The following is a 25,159-nucleotide window of genomic DNA, read 5'->3' as shown; positions in this document are numbered from 1 at the left end:
CTTGTGATGAACGGATTGTGACAGATTGGATGAACGGTTTCGTGTTGACCCTTGATCTTTGCCCCCCGTGCCTCCAACTAACTGAGGAAGGCCGGGGTGCCGAATTCTGTGCTGTAAAACTCCCGTCACAAACGGTGGTAGGCGGAACGATCCTCGGTCGTTAATATGAGATTCGCGGTTGGCCGATTGGAAGCCGCGACATGAAAGGTTGGACAATGGCCAAAATATCCAAGGCTCCCAGCGACGGCGTCTTCGCAGTCCTCCCACTGCGCGACATCGTGGTGTTCCCGCACATGATCGTTCCGCTCTTCGTCGGGCGTGAAAAGTCGATCAAGGCGCTGGAAGAGGTGATGGGTCAGGAAAAGCAGATCCTGCTTGCGACCCAGATGAATGCCGCCGACGACGATCCCGAGTCCGATGCGATCTTCGACATCGGCACGCTCGCCAATGTGCTGCAATTGCTGAAGTTGCCGGACGGCACCGTGAAGGTGCTGGTCGAAGGCGCCTCGCGCGCGAAAATCGTTTCGTTCACCGACCGTCCCGACTTCCACGAGGCCCGCGCCGCGGCGCTGGTCGAACCGGAGGAGGAAGAGGTCGAGGTCGAGGCGCTGGCCCGTTCCGTCGTCACCGACTTCGAGAACTACGTCAAGCTGAACAAGAAGATCTCGCCCGAAGTGGTGGGTGCCGCCAGCCAGATCGACGACTATTCCAAGCTCGCCGATACGGTTGCCTCGCATCTTGCCATCAAGATCCCCGAAAAGCAGGAGATGCTGGCCACGCTTTCGGTCAAGGAGCGGCTGGAAAAGGCGATGGGCTTCATGGAAGCCGAAATCTCCGTCCTGCAGGTTGAGAAGCGCATCCGTTCGCGCGTCAAGCGCCAGATGGAGAAGACCCAGCGCGAATACTACCTCAACGAGCAGATGAAGGCGATCCAGAAGGAGCTCGGCGAGGGTGAGGACGGCCGCGACGAGGCCGCCGAGATCGAGGCGCGCATCAAGAAGACCAAGCTCTCCAAGGAGGCCCGCGAAAAGGCGGAGGCCGAACTGAAGAAGCTGCGGACGATGTCGCCGATGTCGGCTGAATCGACCGTCGTGCGCAACTATCTCGACTGGATCCTGTCGATACCGTGGGGCAAGAACTCCAAGGTCAAGCAGGATCTGGCGTTCGCGCAGAACGTGCTCGACACCGACCATTTCGGCCTCGACAAGGTCAAGGACCGCATCGTCGAATATCTCGCCGTGCAGAGCCGCCAGAAGAAGCTGAAGGGGCCGATCCTGTGCCTCGTCGGACCTCCCGGCGTTGGCAAGACCTCGCTCGGCAAGTCGATCGCCAAGGCGACCGGCCGCGAGTTCATCCGCATGGCGCTGGGCGGCGTGCGCGATGAGGCCGAAATCCGCGGTCACCGGCGCACCTATATCGGCTCGATGCCCGGCAAGGTCATCCAGTCGATGAAGAAGGCGAAGAAGTCCAACCCGCTCTTCCTGCTCGACGAGATCGACAAGATGGGCCAGGATTTCCGCGGCGATCCGTCATCGGCTTTGCTCGAGGTGCTCGACCCTGAGCAGAACTCGACGTTCATGGACCATTACCTCGAGGTTGAATACGACCTGTCGAGCGTGATGTTCGTGACGACCGCGAACACATTGAACATCCCTGCGCCCTTGATGGACCGCATGGAGATCATCCGTATCGCCGGCTACACCGAGGACGAGAAGATCGAGATCGCCAAGCGCCACCTGATGCCTAAGGTGATCCGCGATCACGCGCTGCAGCCGAAGGAGTTTTCCGTCGGCGAGGACGCGATCCGCGGCATCATCCAGACCTACACCCGTGAGGCGGGCGTCAGGAGCCTGGAGCGCGAGCTGATGAAGCTCGGCCGCAAGGCGGTGACCGAGATCCTGAAGACGAAGAAGAAGACGGTCGACATCACGGCAGACAATCTTGCCGATTATCTTGGTGTCCCGCGCTTCCGCTTCGGTCAGGTCGAGGCCGACGATCAGGTCGGCGTCGTCACCGGGCTCGCCTGGACGGAAGTCGGCGGCGAGTTGCTGACGATCGAAGGCGTCATGATGCCCGGCAAGGGCCGCATGACGGTGACCGGCAATCTGCGCGACGTGATGAAGGAATCGATCTCGGCGGCGGCCTCCTATGTCCGCTCGCGGGCTATCGATTTCGGCGTCGAGCCGCCGCTGTTCGACAAGCGCGACATCCACGTCCACGTGCCCGAGGGCGCAACGCCCAAGGACGGACCGTCGGCGGGTGTGGCGATGGCGACGGCGATCGTCTCGGTGCTGACTGGCATCCCAGTCAGGGCCGATGTGGCGATGACCGGCGAGATCACGCTGCGCGGCAGGGTGCTGCCGATCGGCGGGCTCAAGGAGAAGCTGCTTGCAGCACTTCGCGGCGGCATCAAAAAGGTGCTGATCCCGGAAGACAACGCCAAGGATCTGGCGGAGATTCCGGACAACGTGAAGAACGGCATGGAGATCATTCCGGTCGCGCGGGTCGGCGAAGTGTTGCGCCATGCGCTGGTGCGTATGCCGGAGCCGATCGAGTGGGTCGAGCCGGTCAATGCGCCGGCTGCGGTGGATGCCGGAGACGACGCCAGCAAGTCGCTGGCTCATTAGCTCTTGCTAAAGTTGCAATGCACAAACAGAGAGCCGGGCCTTGAGCCCGGCTTTTTCATGTGAAAAACCCCGGAATTCCGGGCTTTTTTTGATTTTTTTCGCGCTTTTCGACTTGGTTGCGGAAGCGCTTCTTTCTAAAGTCCGTTTCCTGCCGGATGAGTCGTACGTTCCGGTTTTCTCATGGAAGGGAATTTTTATGAACAAGAACGAACTGGTGTCCGCTGTCGCCGATGCCGCGAGTATTTCGAAGGGTGACGCGCAGTCGGCGGTTGATGCGGTGTTTTCCGTGATCACCGGCGAACTGAAGAAGGGCGGCGATGTCCGGCTTGTCGGCTTCGGAAATTTCACCGTGTCAAAACGCGCCGCGTCGACCGGCCGCAACCCGCAGACCGGTGCGGAAGTGAAGATTCCGGCGCGCACCGTGCCGAAGTTTTCGGCCGGCAAGGGCCTCAAGGACGCAGTAAACTAAGCGCCTTCTTACCCTTTTCAGAGATCAGAAAAGCCGGGCATGCCCGGCTTTTCTTTTGCGTCCGATTAAAGTGTCGGACCAAAGGTGAATGGTTCCGGAGCCGGCAATGGGAGTATCGTGCCGACGCCTAATGCATGTCGCGCAAAAGTGCGCAGCGGTTTTGCGATAACGATATGCATAGAAACAAGGGTTTAAAGCGCGTCGCATGAATCCGTTCGAACGCGACGCGCTTTGGGGCAACCCGGCCACCAATTGTCCTCTGCTCCCCAGTCGTGTAACGCCGTTCCTTCGGCACGAAGGGACGACCACATCTTGCAGAAGGTAGAAGAACTGATTGATTGGCTTGCCGACGACAAGGTCGGCCGGCTTTACGTCGCGGTGCTCGTCGTCGCTCTTTATTTCGCCTTCCAAACCGCGACGCTGTCGCTCCTTGGCCTTTGGGCCGGCAACGGCGTGAACATCGACGATGCCGAGCAACTGATCTATCTGCCGCATCTCGCCGCCGGCTATGGTGGTTCGCAGCCACCGCTCTACAACTGGATTGCCTGGACAATAAGCCAAGGGTTCGGGACGAGCATCGTCAGCCTCAAGCTCGTCAGATATGTCCTGCTTTTCGTCGGCTTTGCCGCCAGCCATGCTGCGATGCGCAAGCTTGGCTATAAGCAGGTCACTGCCGCCGCCGCTATGTTCGGACTAATGACGGTGCCGCTGCTATTTTGGGAAGCGCAACACAGCTTGACGCATTCGGTAGCCGCCTTCGCCTTTTGCGCGGTCACGCTGCTCGCCTTCGCCCATCTCGTCCATGTCCGGACGCCGCTGGCCTATGCGAGCTTCGGCCTGGCGGCCGCACTGGCCACGCTCGCCAAGTTCAATGATGTCCTCATGCTGGGAGCGCTGCTCCCGGCGGCGATGACTGTGCGCGCCTATCGACCAACGCTGGTTTCACCATGGATACTGCTCAGCATGGCGGTCTTCGTGCTTGTTCTGACCCCGACGACAGTTTGGAGCTACTACCATTCGGACGCAATTTTCGCCCGTATATCCAAGTTTGGCATAGCCGATGATGACGACGGAATGATCGGCATCCGCGGCGAGGGGTTGTTCAAAATCATATATGCCACCGCGTCATTCAGCATCGTGACTCTAGTCATCTACGTCCTCGGCTTCGTTTGGAAACGGAGTTTCCCCCGACGGCAGGACGCCTTCAATGCACCGCGGGACAAGCTGCTTGAGCGTGCATTGCTGATAGGCCTTCTTGCTGTGCTGCTGCTGGTGCTGGCAAGCGGCAGCACGTCGTTGCGCAACCGCTGGCTGCTGCCGGTTCTTTTCCTGCTGCCGCTCTATCTTGCCGCACGCATGGAAAAGCTGGGCGAGTTCGGCCGAGAGGTTCAGCGCTTCGTGATCGCCTTGGCTGTCGTTACAGCTCTGCTTGTGACACCGTTCACTTGGTATGCGCAACTGATGGGCGGGGAAGGCAAATCTCGCACCGCAAGGCTGGACTTCAAAGAGCTCTATCACGACCTGCAGGCCACCGGGCCGGTGCGCACGATCCTCGGCAATTCCTCTTGGGTCGGAAATTTCCGTCTTGCTGAGGGCGACCTCGTGCTGCTCAATCCCGAAGTTCCGGAGCTGAAAGAGCTATTCCAGGACCCTGCGGTGTTGATGTGGCTGGACGAAAACCAGCCCGATCCGGCATTAGTAGAGATCTTGCGGCAAGCAGACTACGAACTCAGCAGCCAAACCGGCACGCTAGTCGGGAAAGAGCTGTTCGGATCCGTGTCGGGCAGGCGCATCTATTTCGCCCGCCTGCACAAGCGCGGTTCGGCAGGCGCAAGCGTTCAAGATTGAATGCAGTCAGGGATTGCCGCTTGTACCCAAGCGAGGCCGCAGGTGTCGAGCCGATGAAAGCAGGCGGCTTTATGCCGTCGGCGCATCGGCGCGCATCAGCCCTTCCTTCTTGAGGTCGGCCCAGAGTGCCGAAGGCAGCTTCGCGTCCAGCAGCGAGCGGTTGCTTTCGACCTCGCTCGGCCGCTGGCCGCCGGGGATCACCGACGCGACCGAAGGGTGCAGCAGCGGAAATTGCAGTGCCGCCTCGATCAGGCGCACGCCGTGGCGTTTGCAGACGGCCTCGATGCGCGTGACGCGGTCGAGAATGTCCTGCGGCGCCTCGGAATAATTGTAGTAGGCGCCGGGCTTCGGTCCGGTTGCCAGGATCCCGGAATTATACGGCCCGCCGAGAACGATGCCGATGCCGCGCTTCTGGCATAGCGGCAGGAAGGATTGCAGCGCTTCCTGCTCCAGCAGCGTATAACGCCCGGCAAGCAGGAAAAGGTCGAAGTCGCCACGTTCGGCAAGTGTCTGGGCAACCGGCCATTCGTTGATGCCGCCGCCGAACGCCCTGATAACGCCCTGGTCGCGCAGGGCCAGCAGCCCGTAATAGCCCGAGCGCATGAACTCCTCGATGCGTTGGTCCGAGGCCTCCTTGCTGCCATGGGTGAAGATGTCGACGTCATGCACGAAAAGGATGTCGATGCGATCGACGCCCAGACGTTCGAGCGACGCTTCGAAGGAGCGCATGACGCCGTCATAGCTGTAGTCGTAGACCTCGCGGCGCGACGGCGTGTCGAAGAATTTGCCGATGCCGGTGCGCTGCTCCGGCGGGCAGGCGCGCATGATGCGGCCGACCTTGGTCGACAGCACATAGTCGTCGCGCTTTTTCGAACGCAGGAACGGATTGAGCCGCGTTTCCGACAGGCCGAGCCCGTAGAGCGGCGCGGTGTCGTAGTAGCGGCAGCCGACCTGCCATGCCGCTTCCAGCGTGGCATTGGCATCGTCGTCGGAGACGACGCGGTAGAGGTTGCCGAGCGGCGCCGTGCCGAAGCCGAGCGCCGTGAAACTGATGCCGCCGTTGCCGATGCGGTCGAAATGCCGTGTCTTCATGTCCTGCTATTTCCTCACCTACGCAATTGCCGTGACACTATCACGCCTGTGGCACTTCAAAAGCACTTCGGACCGTTGGACACGGAATTTCACGGTGATAGCATGAGCAAAAACAAGCTGTTCGGAGGAAACGTGCCCAAAACGTTCAGGCAGGTTTGGGGTCCCGGCAAATTGGTGGAACCGTCATGACCAATGCCGACAAAAACCTGTTCAGAATGGGCGAGGGTAGCGCCGCAAGACTTGCCGATTTCACCTTGCCTGTCCCGGCTCAGAATGACCGGCGGCCGGGGGCGGCGAAGCGCGCCCACCACGCTGACATGGAGTAAGCGCTCATGCGCTACGAACTGATGCTGCCGCACCAGATCCGCAAGGCGATCGCCGAGAACTGGCCGGTCGTGCTCCCGCTCGGCGTGCTCGAATACCATGGCGAGCACATGGCCGTCGGCATGGACACGCTGGCGGTCGTCAAGATACTGGATCTGTTCGAAAAGGAAGCCGATATCGTCATCCTGCCGCCGTTCTACTACGGCGCGGCGAGCTACGCGGTGGCGGGGCCGGAGGGCAATGGGTCGGTTCAGGTCGGCGGCAGTGTGCTGGCGCCGTTCGGCGAAGAGCTGTTCTATAGTCTGCTGCGCATCGGTTTTCGCAATATCCACGCCATCATCCACCACCAGACCGAGAACTTTGCCGCCGGCATGCCGACCGATCTCGCCTTCAAGACCGCCGGCCGCCAGGCGATCTTTCGCTTTCTCGAAAAGGAGCGCGGCGAGGGCTGGTGGGGCTCCGAGGCGATGACCGGCTATTATGCCGAACATGCCGAAGGCGCCAATTTCTTCAACTGGGTGCAGGTGCATCCGCTCATGCCGGCGGCGATGAACGGCCAATATCCGTTCGACCATGCCGGCATTGGCGAGACGTCGCTGATGCTGGCGCTGTGCCCGGAAGCGGTGGACGCCAGCCACTTCGCCGACAATACGGGATGGTACACGGCGACTGCCCCTGAGGCCTCGATGGAGCTGGGGCAAAAGGGCGTCGCGATGATCCTCGATCATTTGAGGGCGATGTTGACGGCCTAGCGCGGTTCTTCCTTCTCCCCTTGTGGGAGAAGGTGGCCGAGCGAAGCTCGGTCGGATGAGGGGTGCTGGAAGGATCGCTACCTCCTCGACATTTGCGCGCCGCATTTCTTCCAACACCCCTCATCCGTCTTGGCGCTACGCGCCAATCCACCTTCTCCCACAAGGGGAGAAGGGAAGACAGGTGTCTATTTCACCGCGCCCGCGGTCATGCCCATGATCAGATAGCGCTCCAGCGCGATGCCGATGACGGCAAGCGGCGTGATCGCGGCGGTGGCCAGCGCCGCCATCGACCACCAGTTGATGCCTTGCGAGCCGGTCTGGCTCGCCACCATCACGGGAATGGTCTTGGCGTCAGTCGAGGTCAGGAGTGCGGCGAAGAAATACTCGTTCCAGCACAGCACCATTGCCAGGATGAAGGCGGCGACCATGCCCGGCAGGGCGATCGGCATGACGATGCGGAAGAAGGCGCCCCAGATCGACAGGCCGTCGACGAGCGCTGCCTCCTCCAGCTCGACAGGGATCGAGTTGAATTGGTCGCGCATAATCCAGATGACGATCGGCAGCACCATCAGCGTGTAGAGCAGGATCAGCCCGATGCGCGTGTCGAGCATGCCGACTTCCCGATACAGCACGAGAAAGGGCAAAGCGAGCACCACCGGCGGCAGGATCAGCTGCGACAGGAAGAAGAAGGAGATGTCCTCATTCTTGAACCAGGCGAAGTGATAGCGGTAGCGGGTGAGGCCGTAAGCGGCGAGGCTGCCGATGACAATGGCGAGGCTCGACGCGCCGACCGAGGTGATGACCGAATTCATGAAGCGCTTGATGAACTCGTCGCGTACCGTCGACGTCCGGAAGATCGAATCCGGTGATAGGCCGAGCGAGCGCCAGCCCTTCCAGTCCGGCCGGAAGTCGACGAAGGGGATGAGATGGCCCTGGGTGACGTCGACGGCCGTCTTGAAGGAGGTGGTTATCGTCCAGTAGATCGGAAACAGGCAGATGAAGGCCCAGAACACCAGCGCGCCATAGATGAAGACGCGGTTGGCGAAAAAGCTTGCCGGCGAGCGGATTTCGGAAGCGGCATACTCGGTGGTCTGAACGCTCATGTTGCCGCCCCAATCAATTGACGTTGCGCACGAAGCGGTTGGCGAATTTCAACAGCCACGTCACGAACACGATGATGATGATCAAATAAGCCATCGCCAGCATGGTGCCGTAGCCGACATTCGAGCGGTCGCGATACTCGCGATAGATGAAGCTTGAGACGGAATCGGTTGCACCACCCGGGCCGCCCGAGGTGACGGTGATGATGATGTCGGCAAGCTTCAGCTTGAAGATGATGCGCAGGATGATTGCTGTCACTGACACCGGCAGCATCAGCGGGAAGGTGACCTGCCAGAAGGTCTGCCAGGCATTGGCGCCATCTACCCTGGCCGCCTCAAGCACCTCGCGTGACATCGCCTGAAGGCCGGCGAGCAGCATGATCATCATGAACGGGATGAACGTCCAGGCATCCAGCACCATGATCGAGATGCGGGCGGTGATCGGGTTGGAGAAGAAGGCGGGATTTTCCCAGCCGAGCTGGCGCGCCAGCGTTGCGGCTGGCCCGAACCGGTACTCCATCAGCGATTTGCCGATCATCCACGACACTGCGACCGGCGACAGCATCAACGGCATGAGGAAGACGACGCGGAAGAATTTGCGCGCCCGGATCTGTGCGTTGAGAAGCAGTGCGAGACCAAAAGCGATGACATATTCGACCAGCACCGCGAGCACATAGAGCACCATGTTGAACAGCGCGTTGCGGTAGTAAGGGTCGGCCAGCATCTGCCAGAAATTGTCGAGCCCGTTGAACTTCCGGCCGGAGAAGGAACTGAGGTTCCAGTCGGTTAGCGCGATGTAGAAACCGAACAGTGTCGGGAAGATCACCATGGCGATGGTGAACAGCAGCGCCGGCAGCAGGAACAGCGCGCGCTGGCCGTCTTCGCCGCGTGTCAGCACCTGGCCGATGCCGAGCGCAACACCCCACAGCACATAGGCATAGACGACCGGCCGCCAGGTCTCGAACCCGATGGTGTCGACCTCTGTCTTGTAGAGGATCTGAACTGCGATCACCGCCAGAAGGCCGAGCGTCGCAGCGGCCATCAAAGCCCGGCCGAGCCGCTTTCGGCCCGGCGATATCAGATCGGATGGAGCGGCGTTTGCCGGCCACGCATTCGTGGGCAAGGTCTGGTCAGCCACGCGTCTCGTCCGTTCACTGAATGCTTTAATGACCGGCTCGCCGGTCTAGGTGCAGTCCGGCGGCTTCGCGTCGCCGGACCACGGTTCACCACAGTCTCAGCCTACATGCCGAGCGAGGCTTTGTAGAGCTTGACCTGATTTTCGCGGCCGATCTGGTCGGTCAGCTTCTCCCAGGCGGCTGCGATGGCGTCGGCGCCTTCCTGCGCCTTCATCTTTCCGGCGAACGTGTTGGCCAGAATGTCCTCGGCGGCGCTGTAATATTGGAAGATGCCGGGGATGCGCGGTTCGATCGCGGCGTTCGGATGGTTGTAGCTGTCGGCTTCCGACTTGAGATACGAGGTGATGAACGCCTCATCGTAACCGGCCGCCACCCATTCCGGAATGTCGAAATGCGAGTTGCGGTAGGGCTGGAAGCCGGACGGATATGCCGCGCACCAGAGCGACAGGTCCTTGCCGCCGAGATGCGCCGCGGCAGACCAGGCCGCCTTCTTCTTCTTTTCGTCGCTGTCGACGCGGGCCATGACATAGACACCCCAGCCGAGATAGGCGCAGTTCGGCGCATAGTTCGGGCCGCTGGCCAGCTTGTCCCACTGGCCGGTCTTGGAATTGTAGACGTCGTCCGAGCCCGGCAGGATCGAGAAGCCGGTGACATCGCCGACGACCGACGAGTCGTTGGTCTTGACGTTGGAGCCGACGTCGCCCCACCAGGTGACCATCGAACCGGTTCCGGCCAGGAACTGCTGGAAGGCGGTGGTGTTCGGGTCGGCGTTGATCTGGTCGGCGGGCTCCGACGGAAGCGCGTCGATCACATCCTGGATCGCCCGCACCCAGGCCGGATTGTTGATGCGCGGCTTCATCGTGTCGGCGTCGAACAGCCAAGCCTTGTCGTCGGGATGCTTGGCATAAGCGCTGGCGCGGCTGCCGAGGAAGTAGAAGCCGAAACCGCCCCACGCCTTGGGCGCGTCGAGATAGCCAAAGACGTCCTGGCCCTGGAACTGCTTGCCCTTGAGGAATTTGGTCACCGCCTGCACCTGCTGCCAGGTCTTCGGCACGCCCCATTCACCTTCGCCGCCGCCATCTTTCCACGCCTTGGCGAGGTCGGCATCGGCGAACACGTCGGTGCGGTAGTTGAAGTTATGCGCGTCGCCGTCGACGGTCACGCGATACTGCTTGCCGTCCCAGGTGCCGACCGGCGGCTGCAAATAGGCCACGACGTCCTTCATGTCGATCTGGTCCTTGACCCAGTCCGGCATTTCGGAGGTCAGGCCCTTGCCGCAGACATCGCCTTCGAACGGCGCGCCCATCTCTATGATGTCGAAATCGACGGTGCCGGTGGCGATCGACTGCTGCAGGCGGGCGTTGTAGTCCGCCTGCGCCAGGTCGATCCAGTTGATCTTGGCGCCGGTATAGGTCTCCCACGGCTTCAGGAAGCCGCGAAACAGCACATTGTGCAGGTTCTGGTTGTTGAGCCCCATGAAGGTGAGCTCGACGCCGGCGAACTCGCCTTCCTTGACGTTGGCCTTTGTCGCCTCCAGGCAAAGCTCGCCGACCTGCTGGAAGTCGGCATCGGTCGGCTGACCCTTGCCGACACCCGGGATTTGCAGGATCTGCGCGCGCAGCTCGCTGGCGGCGGAGGCCGGCCGCGTCAGCGCGCCAAGCCCGGCGCCGGATGCCGCTGCGATCGCGGCCATGCTGGCTGCGCCCTTGAGGACATCGCGGCGAGTGGCTCCCGCGCGCATAAATTGGTTGTAAAGGCTGACTTTCATTTTATTCCTCCCAGAATTTCAATGGTGATCGTTCAGATGTTTGGAGCGCTGGACGTGTTCCCCAACAACAGCGACTCATAGAAATAGCGGCCCAAGTTTCCTTCCGCGACGCTCCGATTTCCGTGGTCCGGACTAACGTGCCGGCGCGCCCGGAACAGGGTCATAACCCGAGCCCTTTCACTATTCTCACAACCAAGTGCCGTGTCAACGAGGTTGGAGTTTTTTATCTATAAAAGACTGACTTGCCCTAGCCGTTTGCGTTGTTTAGCTTCACCGCAACGAAAGGGGGGCCCATGGCTCAAGTCGCGATCAGCAATGTGGCCAAGGCGTTCGGAACCGTCAAGGTCCTGCACGACGTCAGCGTCGACATCGCCGACGGGCAGTTCGTGGTGCTGGTCGGTCCTTCAGGGTGCGGCAAGTCCACGCTGCTCAGGATGGTGGCGGGGCTGGAAACCGTTTCAGGCGGCACGATCGCCATCGGCGACCGCGTCGTCAACCATCTGCCGCCGGCCAAGCGCGACATCGCCATGGTGTTCCAGAATTACGCGCTCTATCCGCACAAAACGGTCGAGCAGAACATGGCCTTTGCGCTGAAGCTGCGGAAGACCGACCCGGCGGTGGTCGCCGAGCGGGTCAAGCGCGCAGCCGATATCCTCGACCTCAATCCGTACCTCAAGCGCTATCCGCGCCAGCTCTCGGGCGGCCAGCGCCAGCGTGTCGCCATGGGCCGCGCCATCGTGCGCAACCCGCAGGTATTCCTGTTCGACGAGCCGCTGTCTAACCTCGACGCAAAGCTGCGCGTGCAGATGCGCACCGAGATCAAGGAACTGCACCAGCGGCTGAAGACCACCACCATCTATGTCACGCACGACCAGATCGAGGCCATGACCATGGCCGACAAGATCGTCGTGATGCGCGACGGCCGCATCGAGCAGGTCGGCGCGCCGCTGGAACTGTTCGACCGGCCGGCCAATCTGTTCGTCGCCGGCTTCATCGGCTCGCCGTCGATGAACCTGCTCAAGGGCGTGGTGCGCAAAGGCGACAAACCCATCGTCGAGATCGCCGGGACGCCGTTCCCGATGGCTGCGAACAGCAAGGTGGAGGACGGGCGCAATGTCGTCTACGGCGTCCGGCCCGAGCATCTCGAAATCCAACCCGACGGCGTGCCGGCAAAGATTTCCGTGGTCGAGCCCACCGGTTCTGAAACGCTGGTCTTCCTGCGTTTCGGTGAAGGCGAGATGGTGGCGCTGTTCCGTGAGCGCCACGACTTCAAGCCGGGCGACACGCTGCACCTGAAACCACGGCTCGACCAGGTCCATCTCTTCGACTCAGAGACCGGCCGTCGTCTCTAACTTCACATCAAAAAAAGCCCGTTCGGGAGGAATGCCATGCTCAAAGGGATCAATCCGCTGCTCAATGCCGACGTGCTCCAGGCGCTGCGGGCGATGGGCCATGGCGACGATTTGATCATCGCCGACACCAACTTCCCCTCCGATTCGGTGGCGCGCCAGACCGTGCTTGGCCGATTGCTGCGCATCGACGCGCCGGCGGCGGACGTGGTCAAGGCGGTGCTGTCGCTCTATCCGTTGGACAATTTCGTCGACGATGCGGCCGCCCGCATGGAGATCGTCGGCAAGCCGGACGAAATCCCCACCGTGCAACAGGAAGTGCAAAGGGAGATCGACGCTGCCGAGGGCAAGCCATGGCCGATGATCTCGGTCGAGCGTTACGCCTTCTACGAACGCGCCAAGAAGGCCTATTGCGTCATCCAGACCGGCGAGCGCCGCTTCTATGGCTGTTTTGCGTTCCGCAAGGGCGTTGTTCCGCCGAACGCGGAGTAGGGAGATGCCAGGCAAGCCTGTCGTCATATTGGGCGTCTTCGTCGCCGACACTGCCTACCGCGCCAGCCGCCAGCCGCGCATGGGCGAGACGATCCTTGGCACATCCTTCACGCTTGGCCCGGGCGGCAAGGGGTCGAACCAGGCGGTTGCGGCCGGCCGTCTTGGCGCCGACGTCACCTTCTTGACGCGCCTCGGTGTCGATCCCTTTGCCGATATGGCCAGGCAGACCTGGGCGCAGGCCGGCGTGAGGAGCGCCGTCATCGACACGCCGCAGAGTTATACGGGTGCGGCCTATATCTTCGTCGAGGAGGCGACCGGCAACAACGCCATCATCGTCAGCCCCGGTGCCGCCATGCTGATTTCGCCCGACGACATCGCGGCTAACGCCGGCCTGATCCGCTCGGCCGGCGTCTTCGTCACCCAGCTCGAGCAGCCGATCGAGGCGGCGCTGCGGGCGCTGGAGATCGCGCGCGGGGCAGGGGTGACGACCATCCTCAACCCGGCGCCGGCGGCGAGCCTGCCTGAGCGCATCTATACGCTCTGCGATTATGTCACACCCAACGAGACCGAAGCCGAGGAATTGACCGGCATCAAGGTTTCCTCCCTCGACGATGCCCGCCGCGCCGCCGAAAGCCTGCTCGGCAAGGGCGTCGGTGCGGTGATCATCACGCTTGGCGAAAAAGGCGCGCTGCTGCACACGGCCAGCCGTTCCGACCATGTTCCCGTGGTCAACGCCGGCCCTGTGGTCGAGACCACCGGCGCGGGCGATGCCTTCAACGGCGGCCTGGCCGCAGCACTTGCGAGAGGGGTGGAGCCGCTTCAAGCAGTCCGCTTCGCTTGCGCCGTCGCGGGAATTTCAGTCACCCGGCCCGGCACCGCACCGTCGATGCCGACGTTGCAGGAGGTCGAGGCGTTGCTGGCTAAGGGTTGAGGCCGCGCAGCCTCACCGGCGCTCTCAACTTTGTTCCGTTCCGACCACGGGTGACATATTAGCCACAGTTAATGTGAATCAGCAAACCTGTCTTGTGCCATTGGCATAGTTGTCCCGTAATGGGTCACTGGGTCTGGCGCCGCAATTGCATGGACAACAATACCGGGGCCAACCTTGCCCCGGCAGTCCGGGGGGTAGTCTGGGGGACCCTGCCGCTTCGCAAATGGAGCGGCAGGCTCTTTCACGGCTGAGTTTGAAAGCCGCCTAAATTGCTGCTGGGTCTGCGGCAGCTAGTTAGCCGCGAACGCCCGACAATTCCCGGACCTCTGCCCGCAGCGCCTGGATCTCCGCGAGGATGGTGGCCTGATCGCTATGCAGCGTTGCCCTGTCGGCCGATTCTACCGCCTCGTGCTCGGCCTCCATCGCCGAAACGATCACGCCGATGAACAGATTGAGCACGGTGAACGAGGTCGCGATGATGAACGGGATGAAGAACAGCCAGGCGGTCGGATAGACCTCCATGACCGGGCGTACCACGCCGTCCGACCAGCCTTCGAGAGTCATGACCTGGAAAAGCGTGAAGAGCGACTCCGGTATGCCGCCGAACAACTCGGGAAAGGACGAGCCGTAGAGCTTCGTCGCCATCACCGCAAAGACGTAGAACACCAGTCCGAGCAACAGCATGATCGAGCCCATGCCGGGCAGGGCGGTGATGAAGCCGGTGACCACACGGCGCAGCGACGGAACGATGCTGATCAGGCGCAGGACCCGCAGGATGCGCAGCGCTCTCAGCACGGAGAGCGAACCGGTCGCGGGGATAAGCGCGAAACCGACGACGAGGAGGTCGAAGATGCGCCACGGATCGCGGAAGAAATGCGTCCTGTAGACGATCACCCGGATTGCGAGTTCGAGCACGAAGACGCCGAGGATCGCGCGGTCGATGGCCGTCAGGAGAGGGCCAAAAGCAGCGATCGCGTCGGGCGAGGTCTCGAGGCCGAGCGTGACGGCGTTGATCAGGATCAGGACCATGATCGCGAGGTCGAAGCGGCGCGATTCGATGAGCGATTTCAGGGCGTCCAAGGCTTCTTCTCCGTTAGAGCATCGGACCCAAAAGTGGGAACTGGGCCTGGGAAAATCCAATGCTCAAACGCATATGGCCGGCTTGTGACGCAACGAGTACAAAAAGTTGAAACTCTCAGGAAACTGAAAGTTGAAACTTTTTGTACGAAAGGACTTGAGCCATTCAAAAAAGAATGGCGCGAGTGACGGGGCTCGAACCCGCGACCTCCGGCGTGACAGGCCGGCACTCTAACCAACTGAGCTACACCCGCGCAAGACGAGCACGTGTCAGCCGTGTTCGTCGTTGGGGCGGTGGATAAGGGGTAAGCCGCCGGGTGTCAAGCGGAGCAGGACAGCATAACAGCAAACAGGAGAAGGTTTTTTGACAGGCAGGATTTTGTTGCCTGATCCGATCAGCGGCAAGGGCATTGTGCGCTCATTTGGCCTTGCGAAGCTTGCCCTAACTGCTTAAAGGTCCGGCCCGGAGCGGGCGATTAGCTCAGTTGGTAGAGCGCTTCGTTTACACCGAAGATGTCGGCGGTTCGAGCCCGTCATCGCCCACCATAAAATCAATAACTTCCGCCCAGAAGTCACCTCCGGGTTCATTGAACTCGGAGGCAAATCCAAAACGGCACCCGCTCTCCCTCAAATGCCGGGACTAAACACCTAGCAGCCTCTGTTATCTATGCGGCCGTCCGGCATTGTTGTATTGCAAAGTTTCGCGTCCACAAGCAGCGCCGCATCTAAGTTTAGCACCAAATGCAAGTTTGCTCCCTCCAGGTTTGCGCCCGCCAGCTGAGCTTGCGCAAGGCGCGCGCCCCTTAGGCTTGCGCCAATCAAGACCGCTCCTGACAGGCTCGCATTTGACAGGTTTGCGCCAGAAAGGCTCGCCTTCGATAGGTTCGCATTCGACAGATTCGCGCCAGACAAGTTCGCGTAATTTAGGCTGGCGCCAGATAGTTCCGCGCCGGAGAGATTCGCACCGCTAAGGTCCGCACCATTCATGTTTGCTTCTTTGAGGTCGGCGCCCGTCAGGTTCGCATTGGTCAGGATCGCGCCCGGCAGATAGCTCCCCGTTATGCTGGCGCCCGATAGGTCGCAGTCTGCGCATGTGGGCTTGGACCTGAGACGCTCGACCGCATCCAAATCGAACGCAGTTGAGTAAGAAGTGCCCAGGCCAACGGCCAGCACAGTGGAAACTATCAGTTGTTTTACTCGCCATCCCAACATGTTTGCGGCTCTATTTGGAAAAATGCGACCCGCGGTTGCAATGCCGTAGATCGCCCAGCGTCTTGGTGTCGTTCCTAATGGCACGCCATCTGTCAACGATGCCTAGAAGCCATGCGGCGCGCCCAGTCGGTCAAGGCGATAGAACACAGGCCATGCGGCCGAATGGTATCACGGGGACCGGCTACCAAACACGATCTCAGGGTTGTTGCGGGCTAAACGGGAACAGATCAGGGCCGGATGGCGTCAGATCGACTGCGCCGCCCTTGCTCGAACAAAAGTTGCGTTTAGCATTGAAATATACTTCTATGTATGACGAAACAATAAAATATAAAAAAGTACCTTTGTTTTTAATTGTTGTTAACCATGTGATACCCGAGATTATCCGGTTAACGCTTGAGGAAATTATTGAGGTTACGTCTCGCGCCTTACTGATATATGAGTTGTAGCAATGTGCGGATTCGGGGGCTATTTCGGTTCGATCCGGGATGCGGAAGCTTTGCTTGCGCGCATGACAGCTGCGATCGCCCATCGCGGGCCGGATGAGCAAGGGAAATTTGTAGCACCCGACGCCGGGCTCGGGCATGCGCGGCTGTCCGTGATCGGGATCGGTGATGGCCAGCAACCGATGTCCGACGTGTCAGGCAATTTGACGATTGCGTTCAACGGCGAGATTTTCAACTACGTGGAATTGCGCGAAGGGCTGATAGCCAAGGGCCGACGCTTCCGCACGTCGAGCGACACAGAGGTCATCCTGCAGCTGTATGACGAGATGGGCGAGGACTGCCTGCCTCTCCTGAACGGTGATTTCGCCTTCGCGATATGGGATAACAGGCATCGGCGCATGGTGCTTGCACGAGACCGAATGGGTGTTCGGCCGCTGTTCTACACGAGCAAGGACGGAGTGCTTTACTTCGCCTCGGAGATCAAAGCCCTGCTGAAGGTCCCCGGCGTCTCGGCCGAAATCGATTCGATTGCACTCGATCAGATATTTACGCTTTGGGCGCCGATTGCTCCGCGCACGGCTTTCCACAATATCCACGAGCTGGAGCCGGCAAGCGTGATGATCGCGACACAGGGTCAAGTCACGGTCAAACGCTATTGGCACCTGGACTATCCGCATCGGGACCAGCCGTCGAAAGTCACGAACGAGGACGACGCGGCCGAGGAACTGCAGGCCCTTTTGACCGATGCGGTGAGACTTCGCATGCGGGCCGACGTGCCGGTCGGCTCCTATCTTTCGGGCGGGCTCGATTCATCCCTTGTTTCGGCGCTTGCCGCCGGCATGACTCCTCGGAGGCTGCAGACATTTTCCGTAACGTTCGACAGCACCGAGCACGACGAAAGCGCCTTCCAGACCGAGATGGCTTCTGCACTTGGCACCCATCATCGAGCCATCGCCTGCCGTCCCGGCGATATCGCTCGTGTCTTTCCGGAAGTCATCCGCTTTGCCGAGCGGCCGATCATCCGCACGGCCCCGGCGCCTCTCTACCAGCTGTCCAGCCTGGTCCGCCAGGCTGGCCTGAAGGTCGTGCTGACCGGCGAGGGCGCCGACGAGGTCTTCGCAGGCTACGATGTCTTTAAGGAAGCGTGTGTTCGCCGATTCTGTGGACGTCAGCCGGCATCGCGCATAAGGCCACAGCTGTTCCGCAGGCTTTATCCCTATCTGCCGGGTCTGCAACAGCAATCTGTGGAGTACCTGTCCGCATTCTTTGGCACCAGCAACACTGCCCTCGACGATCCGCTATTCTCGCATCGGCCGCGCTTCAAGACCACGGCGGCGGCAAAGATCTTCTTTTCCGGTGACCTGCGTGCGGCCTTGAAGGGCTATGACGCGGCCGAGGACCTAGTCAGCCGGTTGCCCCAAGCATTTTCGCTGTGGCATCCACTGCATCAGGCACAATATCTCGAAACCCGCTTCCTTCTGCCGGGTTATATCCTCTCCAGCCAAGGCGATCGCATGGCGATGGCGCATGGTATCGAAGGACGTTTCCCTTTCCTCGATCCTCGTTTGGTGGAATTCGCAGCAAGACTGCCGCCGGAGATGAAGCTGAAGGGATTGGTGGAAAAGCACATACTGCGCAAGGCAGCCAAGCACCTGCTTCCGACGGCGATCCGGGAGCGCACCAAACAACCTTACCGAGCCCCGGACGCAAGCTCCTTTGTTGGAGCCGGAGAACTGGATTATGTACGCGACTGCTTGAGCGAAGCGAGCATTGCTGCCGGCGGACTGTTCAACGCCAAGGCGGTGGCGAGCCTCCATGAGAAATGCCGCACTCAGCCAGTATCCGGGTTTCGCGACAACGCGGCCTTTGTCGGCATTTTGTCGACGCAGCTGTGGCAGAAGAATTTCACCGGCCAAGAGGTCGGCGCAGCACGAGCAGCTTGAGAGGGAAGGAAGTAAAATGGTTACAATCAAGGACAAGGTCAGAACGTTTATCGTCGACAACTTCCTGTTCGGCGACACATCATACCAGCTTTCGGATACAGCCTCACTGATCGAGAACGACATCATGGACTCGACGGCCGTACTGGAACTTGTGGCTTTCATAGAGGACAATTTCGGCATAGCGATGGTCGATTCCGACATCGTGCCGGCCAACCTGGATTCGATTGACCGCCTCTCATCCTTCATCAGGGCGAAAGCAGAAGCGCTGGCAGCGTAGGTACAGTCAGCGAGGAGCGTCCATGCGGATCGAACATCTCCTGGCCGCCAAGGCCATTGCCCATCCCGCCAAAACGGCATTGATCACCAAGGACAAAAGGCTGCGCTACGAAGAACTGGACGATCTTTCGAGCCGCCTGGCCGCCGCCCTTTTCGCGAACGGCGTCAGGCGCAACGACCGGGTCCTGATCTTCATGGACAATTGCTGGGAGGCCGCGGTTTCGATTTTCGCAGTCCTCAAGGCAGGGGCGACGTTCAGTCCGATCAACGCATCCACCAAGGCCGAAAAGCTTGCCTACATCATCGCCGATTGCGACGCTGCCGCGATCCTCACGCAAGCAAAACTGATGCCCGTAGTCGCCGAGGCGTGCGGATCGAGCGGCAAGACCGGCATCTTCGTGGCTTCCACCGTTGGTGCCGATTACCAATGCCCGGCAGGGGCGACATCCCTGGCGGATTGCCTGACGCTCGAAGCCAGTGAGATCGACCACCGCGGCATCGACGTCGATCTGGCCATGCTCATCTATACCTCAGGCTCAATGGGCCGGCCCAAGGGCGTGATGATGACGCACCGCAATTGCGACGCGGCCGCGGACTCTATCACCACCTATCTGCGCAACTCGCCGGACGACGTCATTTTGAATGTTCTTCCCCTTGCCTTCGACTATGGCCTCTATCAGTTGCTGATGGCCGTCAGGCTCGGCGCCACGCTGGTGCTCGAAAAGTCCTTCGCTTTTCCTCAGGCGGTCTTCGAACGCATTCGCGAGGAGGGCGTCACCGGTCTTCCGCTCGTGCCGACGATGGCGGCGATGATCCTGCAGATGCGTGACCTGACGCCGGGCTTCCTGCCCAGCCTTCGCTATATTTCGAATACGGCAGCGGCCTTGCCGCAGGCGCACATAGAACGTCTGCGCTTCCTTTTTCCCGGTGTCAGGCTCTATTCGATGTATGGCCTGACGGAATGCAAGCGCTGCACCTATCTGCCGCCCGAGGAGCTCGATCGCCGGCCGGGATCGGTCGGAATAGCCATTCCGAACACCGAAGCCTTCGTCGTCGACGACAACGGGCAACCCGTGCCATCGGGCGGTGCGGGTGAGTTGGTCATTCGCGGGCCGCATGTCATGCAGGGTTACTGGCGCAACGAAGCTGCAACCGAACGGGCCCTGCGGCCTGGCCCAAACTCTTGGGAGAAGGTTCTCTACACCGGCGATCTGTTCAGAACCGATGAGGATGGCTTTCTCTATTTCGTCGGGCGCAAGGATGACATCATAAAGACGCGGGGAGAGAAGGTGGCTCCGAAAGAAGTGGAAGCCGTGCTTCACGCCCATCCGGGTATCGCAGAGGCCGTTGTCGTCGGCGTGGCGGATCCGCTGCTTGGCCATGCGATCGGCGCACTCGTCATACGCTCGGATCCGACGCTCAGCGAAAAGGATGTCATGCGCCACTGCGCACGTCATCTTGAGGATTTCATGGTTCCCAAGGTTATCGAGTTCCGCTCGGAATTGCCAAAGACGGATACGGGCAAGGTCAGCCGCCGGCTTGCTGCAGAGATGATGGAGGCCGCGCAATGAGTGTTCGCCCCAGCGAGGACGCGCAGACCATTCTGGCGCAGGCTCTGGCGATCGACCCCGGCGCCGAAACGGACAGGATCGTGACCGCTTTGCGCCAGCAGTTGCGCGGGATTCGCAAGCGGGGTCTCACGCTCGGTCTTTCCGGCGGGATCGATTCAAGCGTTTCGGTGGCGTTGGCAGCGCGCGCCGTCGGGCCTCAGAATGTATTGTGCCTGTTCATGCCGGAAAACGATTCCGATCCGGAAAGTCTGCGGCTCGGCCGCCTTGTCGCCGACACGTTCGGTGTCGAGGCTATTGTGGAGGATATCGGACCGACCCTGCGCGCCATGGGCTGCTACCAGCGTCGCGACGCCTTCATCCGCGAATTGGTCCCGGAATACGGCGAAGGCTGGGCCTCGAAGATCGTGATCGCGAACGCGCTCGAGAGCGAGGGCTACAATATTTCCTCGCTGGTGGTGCAGGACCCCAAAGGCAAGCAGACGAAAATAAGAATGCCGCTGCCGGTCTATCTCGGGATCGTCGCTGCCACCAACATGAAACAGCGCACCCGCAAGCAGATCGAATACTATCATGCCGATCGGCTGAACTTCGCCGTTCTTGGAACGCCGAACCGGCTGGAATACGATCAGGGATTCTTCGTCAAGAACGGTGACGGCGCGGCCGACGTCAAGCCGATCGCACATCTCTATAAAACGCAGGTCTATGCGCTGGCGGCCTATCTCGGCGTTCCCGACGAAATCCGCAACCGGCCGCCTACCACCGATACCTACTCGCTGGCGCAGACGCAGGAGGAGTTCTACTTCTCGCTTCCCTATGACCGCATGGATATTTGCCTTTGCGGCCTCAACAAAGGCGTGGCGGCCGAAGTGGTGGGGCAGGCGGCGGGACTAGACGCCTCACAAGTGGAACGCGTCTGGGCAGACATCACCGCCAAGCGAAAAGCCACGCGCTATCTGCACCTGCGCCCGCAACTCGTTGATGAGGTGGAGGAAGTCGGTACCTGACCTGCCTCTCCAACCCGGCCACGGCGAGCGCTTCAGGTGAAGCGGCCGCCGATCAACTGGCTCCACTGCTCGCCCGCAAGCCCGTTCAGGAAAGCTTGTGAGTTCTTCATGGCATCCAAAAGCTCGGGATCGCGTGAATGCACCACGGTCGAGGCAACGGTCAGGAAAGCTATGCGTCGCCCAAGCATTGCTTCCAGAAGTGCAGGTTGAATGCGTCCGCGCAGGCCGCTGATGCCGCGCGCGGTGGCATGATCGATCAGGCAGTCGATGACGGGACCCGCCTGGCCGGGGAGGGCGAGGATCTGCAGCACGCGACCGATTTCACCCGTCCGTGCGTGATAGGCGAATGCGCCGACATTGGTGCCGACTGGCGATGTCACGGAAACGTAGACAAGCTCGCCCAGATCCGTCTTTTGTGCCGCATCGGTCAGGATATGATCGAGTAGGCCTTCCGCCCAAGCCGGGCGCAGGGCGAACTGGGCGGTCAACGGTTCGATCAGCTTGGCAAATGTGTGACTGTCGATTTCGGACATCCGAAAGGCTCCGTGGCCTGCCCCGTCCGCCGCCACACCGGACCAGCGTCGTTCGCTCGACTTCATTCGTCTGCAATAAAATCGGTCGAGGGCGTGGGCAAACGGACTGAGCATTCGGACAAGCTTCATGCGACTGGCGGAAAGGCCGAGCACAAAGGTCGACGGCCGCATTACGCGTACCCAGTCAAGGCTGTATTGCGGCAGGACCACGCCGCGCAGCCGGGTCCACAACTTCGTGGAGATATCATTGGCCGTCTCGCTGAAGGAGATGTCCTGCGGACCATCCAAATAAGCTTTCAACAAGCGAGCGCCGGCCATCGGGTCGCGCTCATGATCCTCGACCATGAGCGAGCTGCAAATGGCGGCTCGTAATTGTCGGCCGTTGAACTGCATCGGCAATACGTGAACGCCGACAAACCCAGAGACGCGGCCGGCGTCGTTGACATGGACAAGCGACCGCAGATCGCCTCCGCAACCCGGCGCCTCCAGATAAAACCGTCTCATATATTCGATGAGCGCGGCCGGCGCTTCGGTCCGTTCTTTGCGCAGCACGCGTTGAAACATGCCCGCGACTGCAGGAAGATCGGCACCCTCAAAGGCGCGAATTACGCTCAAGCGCGGCTCCCGCCATCGGAGTCCCGTCCACCGCGTTTCCGGACCAAAGGAGAGCTGTGGTGTTGCGGCAAGGGCAGTCTCTTTGCTTGAACGGATGAAACCAGCGTTGCTGTACCAACTTCGGGTAAACCGATGTTAAAGTTTTGGTAGCGAACCTCGTGCATTGGCGCGGCCTTGCTTCGTCGGCGTCGCGGAACGTCTGGCGAGGCCTCAGCCCTGAACCCGACAGCCTTGTAGAAGTTCAGCGCGTCAATATTCCGCCGCATGACTTCAAGGCAAAGCCCGGTTGAGCCGCAGGCGGCAAGGCGCTGATCGAGAAAGACCATCGCTCGCCTGCCGATGACTTTTCCGCGCGCCTGCGGCAACAGGTCGATATGGCCTTGCGAGGGATAGACGGCGAGCGCTTGCGGGACAGAAAAATCGGGATGATGGATCCGATGCCGCGCCCAATCGCTGCCGCGCCAACGGGAGCTATCGGGTCAAGGGTCGGCCACGCGTGCTTGAAGGTCGGGATACCACTTTGCGGCCAGGCTGGCATTGAAGGAATTTGTGTCGGCTGCGCCAAGGAGATAGCCGCAGGCACCCTCGGGATCATCGATGACGAAGGCCAGATCGGGTTGGAGGACCTGGTAGGAGATGGTGAAGGCCCGAGTAGATCCGGGTCGTCTTCGCGGCCGGTCGCGTCCTTGCCCGCATCACCGGTCTTCAGACAGATCATGGCAAGTGCCGGATGATCGGCTGTTGTTGCCGGCCGCAGGAAAAACCGTCACCGAAATCGAGGATCACGGCGGAAGGAGCCGAAAATCCTTGCCCTCGGGCAGCAATTGGCCGCCATCGACGACGATGGTCGTGCCGGTGATGTAGCTGGCATCGTCCGAGGCGAGGAACAGGAAGGCATTGGCCACGTCGCGCGGGCTGCCGAGCCGGCCGAGTGGAATGGAATCCTGCATGTTCTTGATATAGGCCGCGCCGCGGTGCATCTGGATTGCTTCGGTGAGGATGTTGCCGGGCTCAACGCCGTTGACAGTGACGCCGTAGCCGGAGAATTCCAGCGCCGCCGAACGGATGAAGCCGTTGATGCCGGCCTTGCTGGCGGCGTAGTGGCCGTGACCGGGGCTGGTGACGTGCGGGCCGGTAATCGACGAGGTGTAGAGCATGCGCCCGAAGCGCTGCGCCTTCATCGGCGCCAGCGCGGCAAGAGTGGCATTGAAGGTGCCGCGCAGATTGACGGCCATGACCCGGTCCCAGTCGTCCGGACTGGTGTTCTCGATGAGCTGCCAGGGGTAGATTCCGGCATTCTGGACCAGGATGTCGAGACGGCCGTGACGGTCGAGGGCCAGCGCCACGGCGGCCTCTGCATCGGCTATCTGCGAGATGTCGGTACAAATGAAGGCGGCGCCGAGTTCGTCCGCGGTCGCTTGCCCGGCCTCAACCTCGGTATCGGCCAGGACCAGCTTTGCGCCCTCTTCGGCAAAGCGTTGTGCGATGCCCTTGCCGATGCCGCGCGCACTGCCGACGATCAGCGCGACCCTGTTTTCGAGACGGCCAGTCATGCCAGCCTCTGGCGAATGGTTTGCTTGAATGCGTCGAGCAGCACGGCGGCGAGCACGAGCATGCCGTGGATCACTTGGGTGAAGTTGGCCGGCAGGCCCATGAGGTTGATCGCCGTGTTGATGGCCGACAGCAAAAGCACACCGGCATAGACGCCGGGCAAAGTGCCGACGCCACCCTTCAGACTGACACCGCCGATGACGACGGCGGCGAAGGCGTTGAACAGCAGGCCGACGCCCAGATTGGCGGTGGCGCCGGAGGTGCGGATCGCCAGCAGCCAGCCGGCAAGGCCGGCTATGGCGCCAGCGAGAACAAAGGCAATGACGAGGTTGCGGTTCACGCGGATGCCGGCGCGGAAGGTTGCGGTCTCGTTGCCACCGATCATGACGAGATGCCTGCCGAACGGTGTCTTGGCCATAATCAGCGAGAAGACCACGAAACACGAAATGGCGATCCAAGCGGTGAGGGGGAGGCCAAGGAGCCGCTGAATGCCGAACCAGCGGATCGCCGGCGCAAGGTCCTGCGCAGAGCGGCCGCCGGAAATAACCAGCACAAGGCCGCGCACCCAGATGTAGGACGCGAGCGTGATGATGAAAGCACTCATCTTCACTTTCACGACCAAATAGCCGTTGATGACGCCGATGATGCCGCCGACAATCAGGGCAAGCAGCAGCGAAACCGGAACCATCAGCCATTCCGGGTGCAATTGAACGCCAAGGCCGATACCCGCCGAGCAGAACAGGATGCCGACCGCCATAGCGCCGAGCGCCGCCACGGACTCGACCGACAGGTCCATGTGTCCAGTGATGATGACCAGCGCCAGGCCGATCGACATGACACCAAGCACGCTCGACGCCTCTATGATGTTGGCGAAGATGCCGAGCTGGAAATAGTTTGGAATGAAAATGGAGAAGACCACCAGCACGAAGACCAGCATGAACCAGACGAGGTTGTCGAGGGCGAACTCGAGGGCGTGGCGCGTGCGGGGATTCATGTGCTGATCCGGCTGGCGCATGACCCCGAAAACCGATTCGATTTTTCCGGGA

General features: G+C 60.9%; 22 protein-coding genes and 2 tRNA genes. 13 read left to right on the top strand and 11 right to left on the bottom strand.

Translation table 11 applies throughout. The features are described from left to right. The first annotated feature begins 215 nt into the window (after positions 1-215). The 3 genes from lon to EJ075_RS30610 all read left to right on the top strand — a co-directional run bounded on the left by lon (position 216) and on the right by EJ075_RS30610 (position 4,944). Positions 216-2,627 carry an endopeptidase La gene (lon, locus tag EJ075_RS30620; protein ID WP_126107517.1) on the top strand — a complete coding sequence of 804 codons (2,412 nt, stop codon included), beginning with the start codon at positions 216-218 and terminating at the stop codon, positions 2,625-2,627. 196 nt (positions 2,628-2,823) lie between these two features. Next, positions 2,824-3,096: an HU family DNA-binding protein gene (locus EJ075_RS30615; protein WP_006201846.1), complete on the top strand. Its 273-nt coding sequence runs from the start codon at positions 2,824-2,826 to the stop codon at positions 3,094-3,096. Positions 3,097-3,408: 312 nt separating this feature from the next. Next, a complete protein-coding gene (locus tag EJ075_RS30610; protein WP_164547227.1) occupies positions 3,409-4,944 on the top strand; it encodes a glycosyltransferase family 39 protein in 1,536 nt (511 codons plus the stop codon). Between the two features lie 69 nt (positions 4,945-5,013). On the opposite strand, the gene EJ075_RS30605 is transcribed toward EJ075_RS30610, so the two are convergent. Then, the gene (locus tag EJ075_RS30605; protein WP_126106860.1) at positions 5,014-6,036 is read right to left on the bottom strand and encodes an aldo/keto reductase; all 1,023 of its coding nucleotides are present in this window, start codon (positions 6,034-6,036) and stop codon (positions 5,014-5,016) included. A 185-nt stretch (positions 6,037-6,221) separates the two neighbouring features. Here EJ075_RS30605 and EJ075_RS33305 point away from each other — a divergent pair, with 185 nt between their 5' ends. Continuing rightward, a complete protein-coding gene (locus EJ075_RS33305) occupies positions 6,222-6,362 on the top strand; it encodes a hypothetical protein (RefSeq protein WP_164547226.1) in 141 nt (46 codons plus the stop codon). A 6-nt stretch (positions 6,363-6,368) separates the two neighbouring features. After that, a complete protein-coding gene (locus EJ075_RS30600; RefSeq protein WP_126106859.1) occupies positions 6,369-7,112 on the top strand; it encodes a creatininase family protein in 744 nt (247 codons plus the stop codon). A 185-nt stretch (positions 7,113-7,297) separates the two neighbouring features. On the opposite strand, the gene EJ075_RS30595 is transcribed toward EJ075_RS30600, so the two are convergent. The 3 genes from EJ075_RS30595 to EJ075_RS30585 all read right to left on the bottom strand — a co-directional run bounded on the left by EJ075_RS30595 (position 7,298) and on the right by EJ075_RS30585 (position 11,116). After that, positions 7,298-8,215 (bottom strand): carbohydrate ABC transporter permease, encoded by a 918-nt coding sequence (locus tag EJ075_RS30595; RefSeq protein WP_029353494.1) that lies wholly within the window; start codon positions 8,213-8,215, stop codon positions 7,298-7,300. 13 nt (positions 8,216-8,228) lie between these two features. Beyond that, positions 8,229-9,350, bottom strand: coding sequence for a sugar ABC transporter permease (locus tag EJ075_RS30590; protein ID WP_095489664.1), 1,122 nt, complete (start codon positions 9,348-9,350; stop codon positions 8,229-8,231). 101 nt (positions 9,351-9,451) lie between these two features. After that, on the bottom strand, positions 9,452-11,116 hold the full coding sequence (locus EJ075_RS30585) for a sugar ABC transporter substrate-binding protein (RefSeq protein WP_126106858.1): 1,665 nt from the start codon (positions 11,114-11,116) through the stop codon (positions 9,452-9,454). Between the two features lie 293 nt (positions 11,117-11,409). Here EJ075_RS30585 and ugpC point away from each other — a divergent pair, with 293 nt between their 5' ends. The 3 genes from ugpC to rbsK are packed head-to-tail and all read left to right on the top strand — an operon-like array spanning position 11,410 to position 13,888. Next, positions 11,410-12,468, top strand: a complete 1,059-nt coding sequence (ugpC, locus tag EJ075_RS30580; RefSeq protein WP_126106857.1) for a sn-glycerol-3-phosphate ABC transporter ATP-binding protein UgpC — start codon at positions 11,410-11,412, stop codon at positions 12,466-12,468. A 36-nt stretch (positions 12,469-12,504) separates the two neighbouring features. Next, entirely contained in the window at positions 12,505-12,957 is a 453-nt protein-coding gene (locus tag EJ075_RS30575; RefSeq protein WP_126106856.1) for an RbsD/FucU family protein, read from the top strand. A gap of 4 nt (positions 12,958-12,961) precedes the next feature. Beyond that, entirely contained in the window at positions 12,962-13,888 is a 927-nt protein-coding gene (rbsK, locus tag EJ075_RS30570) for a ribokinase (protein WP_126106855.1), read from the top strand. 294 nt (positions 13,889-14,182) lie between these two features. Here the strand turns inward: rbsK and EJ075_RS30565 are convergent, their stop codons facing one another. Together EJ075_RS30565 and EJ075_RS30560 are read right to left on the bottom strand one after the other, a co-directional pair. Then, the gene (locus EJ075_RS30565; RefSeq protein WP_126106854.1) at positions 14,183-14,968 is read right to left on the bottom strand and encodes an ion transporter; all 786 of its coding nucleotides are present in this window, start codon (positions 14,966-14,968) and stop codon (positions 14,183-14,185) included. A 174-nt stretch (positions 14,969-15,142) separates the two neighbouring features. Beyond that, a tRNA-Asp gene (locus tag EJ075_RS30560) sits at positions 15,143-15,219 on the bottom strand. A 216-nt stretch (positions 15,220-15,435) separates the two neighbouring features. Here EJ075_RS30560 and EJ075_RS30555 point away from each other — a divergent pair. Next, a tRNA-Val gene (locus EJ075_RS30555) sits at positions 15,436-15,511 on the top strand. A 102-nt stretch (positions 15,512-15,613) separates the two neighbouring features. Here the strand turns inward: EJ075_RS30555 and EJ075_RS30550 are convergent. Together EJ075_RS30550 and EJ075_RS33895 are read right to left on the bottom strand one after the other, a co-directional pair. Next, positions 15,614-16,177 (bottom strand): pentapeptide repeat-containing protein, encoded by a 564-nt coding sequence (locus EJ075_RS30550; protein ID WP_095489624.1) that lies wholly within the window; start codon positions 16,175-16,177, stop codon positions 15,614-15,616. A 196-nt stretch (positions 16,178-16,373) separates the two neighbouring features. Continuing rightward, the gene (locus EJ075_RS33895; RefSeq protein ID WP_245458263.1) at positions 16,374-16,799 is read right to left on the bottom strand and encodes a hypothetical protein; all 426 of its coding nucleotides are present in this window, start codon (positions 16,797-16,799) and stop codon (positions 16,374-16,376) included. On the opposite strand from EJ075_RS33895, the gene asnB reads away from it, so the two are divergent. The 4 genes from asnB to nadE are packed head-to-tail and all read left to right on the top strand — an operon-like array spanning position 16,686 to position 21,414. Then, positions 16,686-18,563, top strand: coding sequence for an asparagine synthase (glutamine-hydrolyzing) (gene asnB / locus EJ075_RS30545; protein ID WP_245458240.1), 1,878 nt, complete (start codon positions 16,686-16,688; stop codon positions 18,561-18,563). The two genes, EJ075_RS33895 and asnB, sit on opposite strands and share 114 nt — an antisense overlap. A gap of 16 nt (positions 18,564-18,579) precedes the next feature. Further along, on the top strand, positions 18,580-18,840 hold the full coding sequence (locus tag EJ075_RS30540) for an acyl carrier protein (RefSeq protein ID WP_126106852.1): 261 nt from the start codon (positions 18,580-18,582) through the stop codon (positions 18,838-18,840). A gap of 22 nt (positions 18,841-18,862) precedes the next feature. Then, positions 18,863-20,410: an AMP-binding protein gene (locus EJ075_RS30535; protein WP_126106851.1), complete on the top strand. Its 1,548-nt coding sequence runs from the start codon at positions 18,863-18,865 to the stop codon at positions 20,408-20,410. Continuing rightward, the gene (nadE, locus tag EJ075_RS30530; protein ID WP_126106850.1) at positions 20,407-21,414 is read left to right on the top strand and encodes an NAD(+) synthase; all 1,008 of its coding nucleotides are present in this window, start codon (positions 20,407-20,409) and stop codon (positions 21,412-21,414) included. The genes EJ075_RS30535 and nadE overlap by 4 nt, the downstream gene beginning before the upstream one ends. A 32-nt stretch (positions 21,415-21,446) precedes the next feature. On the opposite strand, the gene EJ075_RS30525 is transcribed toward nadE, so the two are convergent. From EJ075_RS30525 to EJ075_RS30510, 3 genes are all read right to left on the bottom strand, one after another. Then, positions 21,447-22,562: a hypothetical protein gene (locus EJ075_RS30525; RefSeq protein ID WP_126106849.1), complete on the bottom strand. Its 1,116-nt coding sequence runs from the start codon at positions 22,560-22,562 to the stop codon at positions 21,447-21,449. Positions 22,563-23,344: 782 nt separating this feature from the next. Further along, complete coding sequence (locus tag EJ075_RS30515; protein WP_095489617.1) at positions 23,345-24,115, bottom strand: SDR family oxidoreductase; 771 nt, start codon at positions 24,113-24,115, stop codon at positions 23,345-23,347. Next, a complete protein-coding gene (locus EJ075_RS30510) occupies positions 24,112-25,107 on the bottom strand; it encodes an ABC transporter permease (protein WP_095489697.1) in 996 nt (331 codons plus the stop codon). The genes EJ075_RS30515 and EJ075_RS30510 overlap by 4 nt, the downstream gene beginning before the upstream one ends. Positions 25,108-25,159 lie beyond the last annotated feature (52 nt).

The sequence above is a fragment of the Mesorhizobium sp. M6A.T.Cr.TU.016.01.1.1 genome (assembly GCF_003952585.1).
In the GTDB taxonomy this organism is placed as follows: Bacteria; Pseudomonadota; Alphaproteobacteria; order Rhizobiales; family Rhizobiaceae; genus Mesorhizobium; species Mesorhizobium mediterraneum.
Note: the sequence above shows the minus strand (reverse complement) of the source record. Positions and strands in the feature narration are given on the sequence as shown.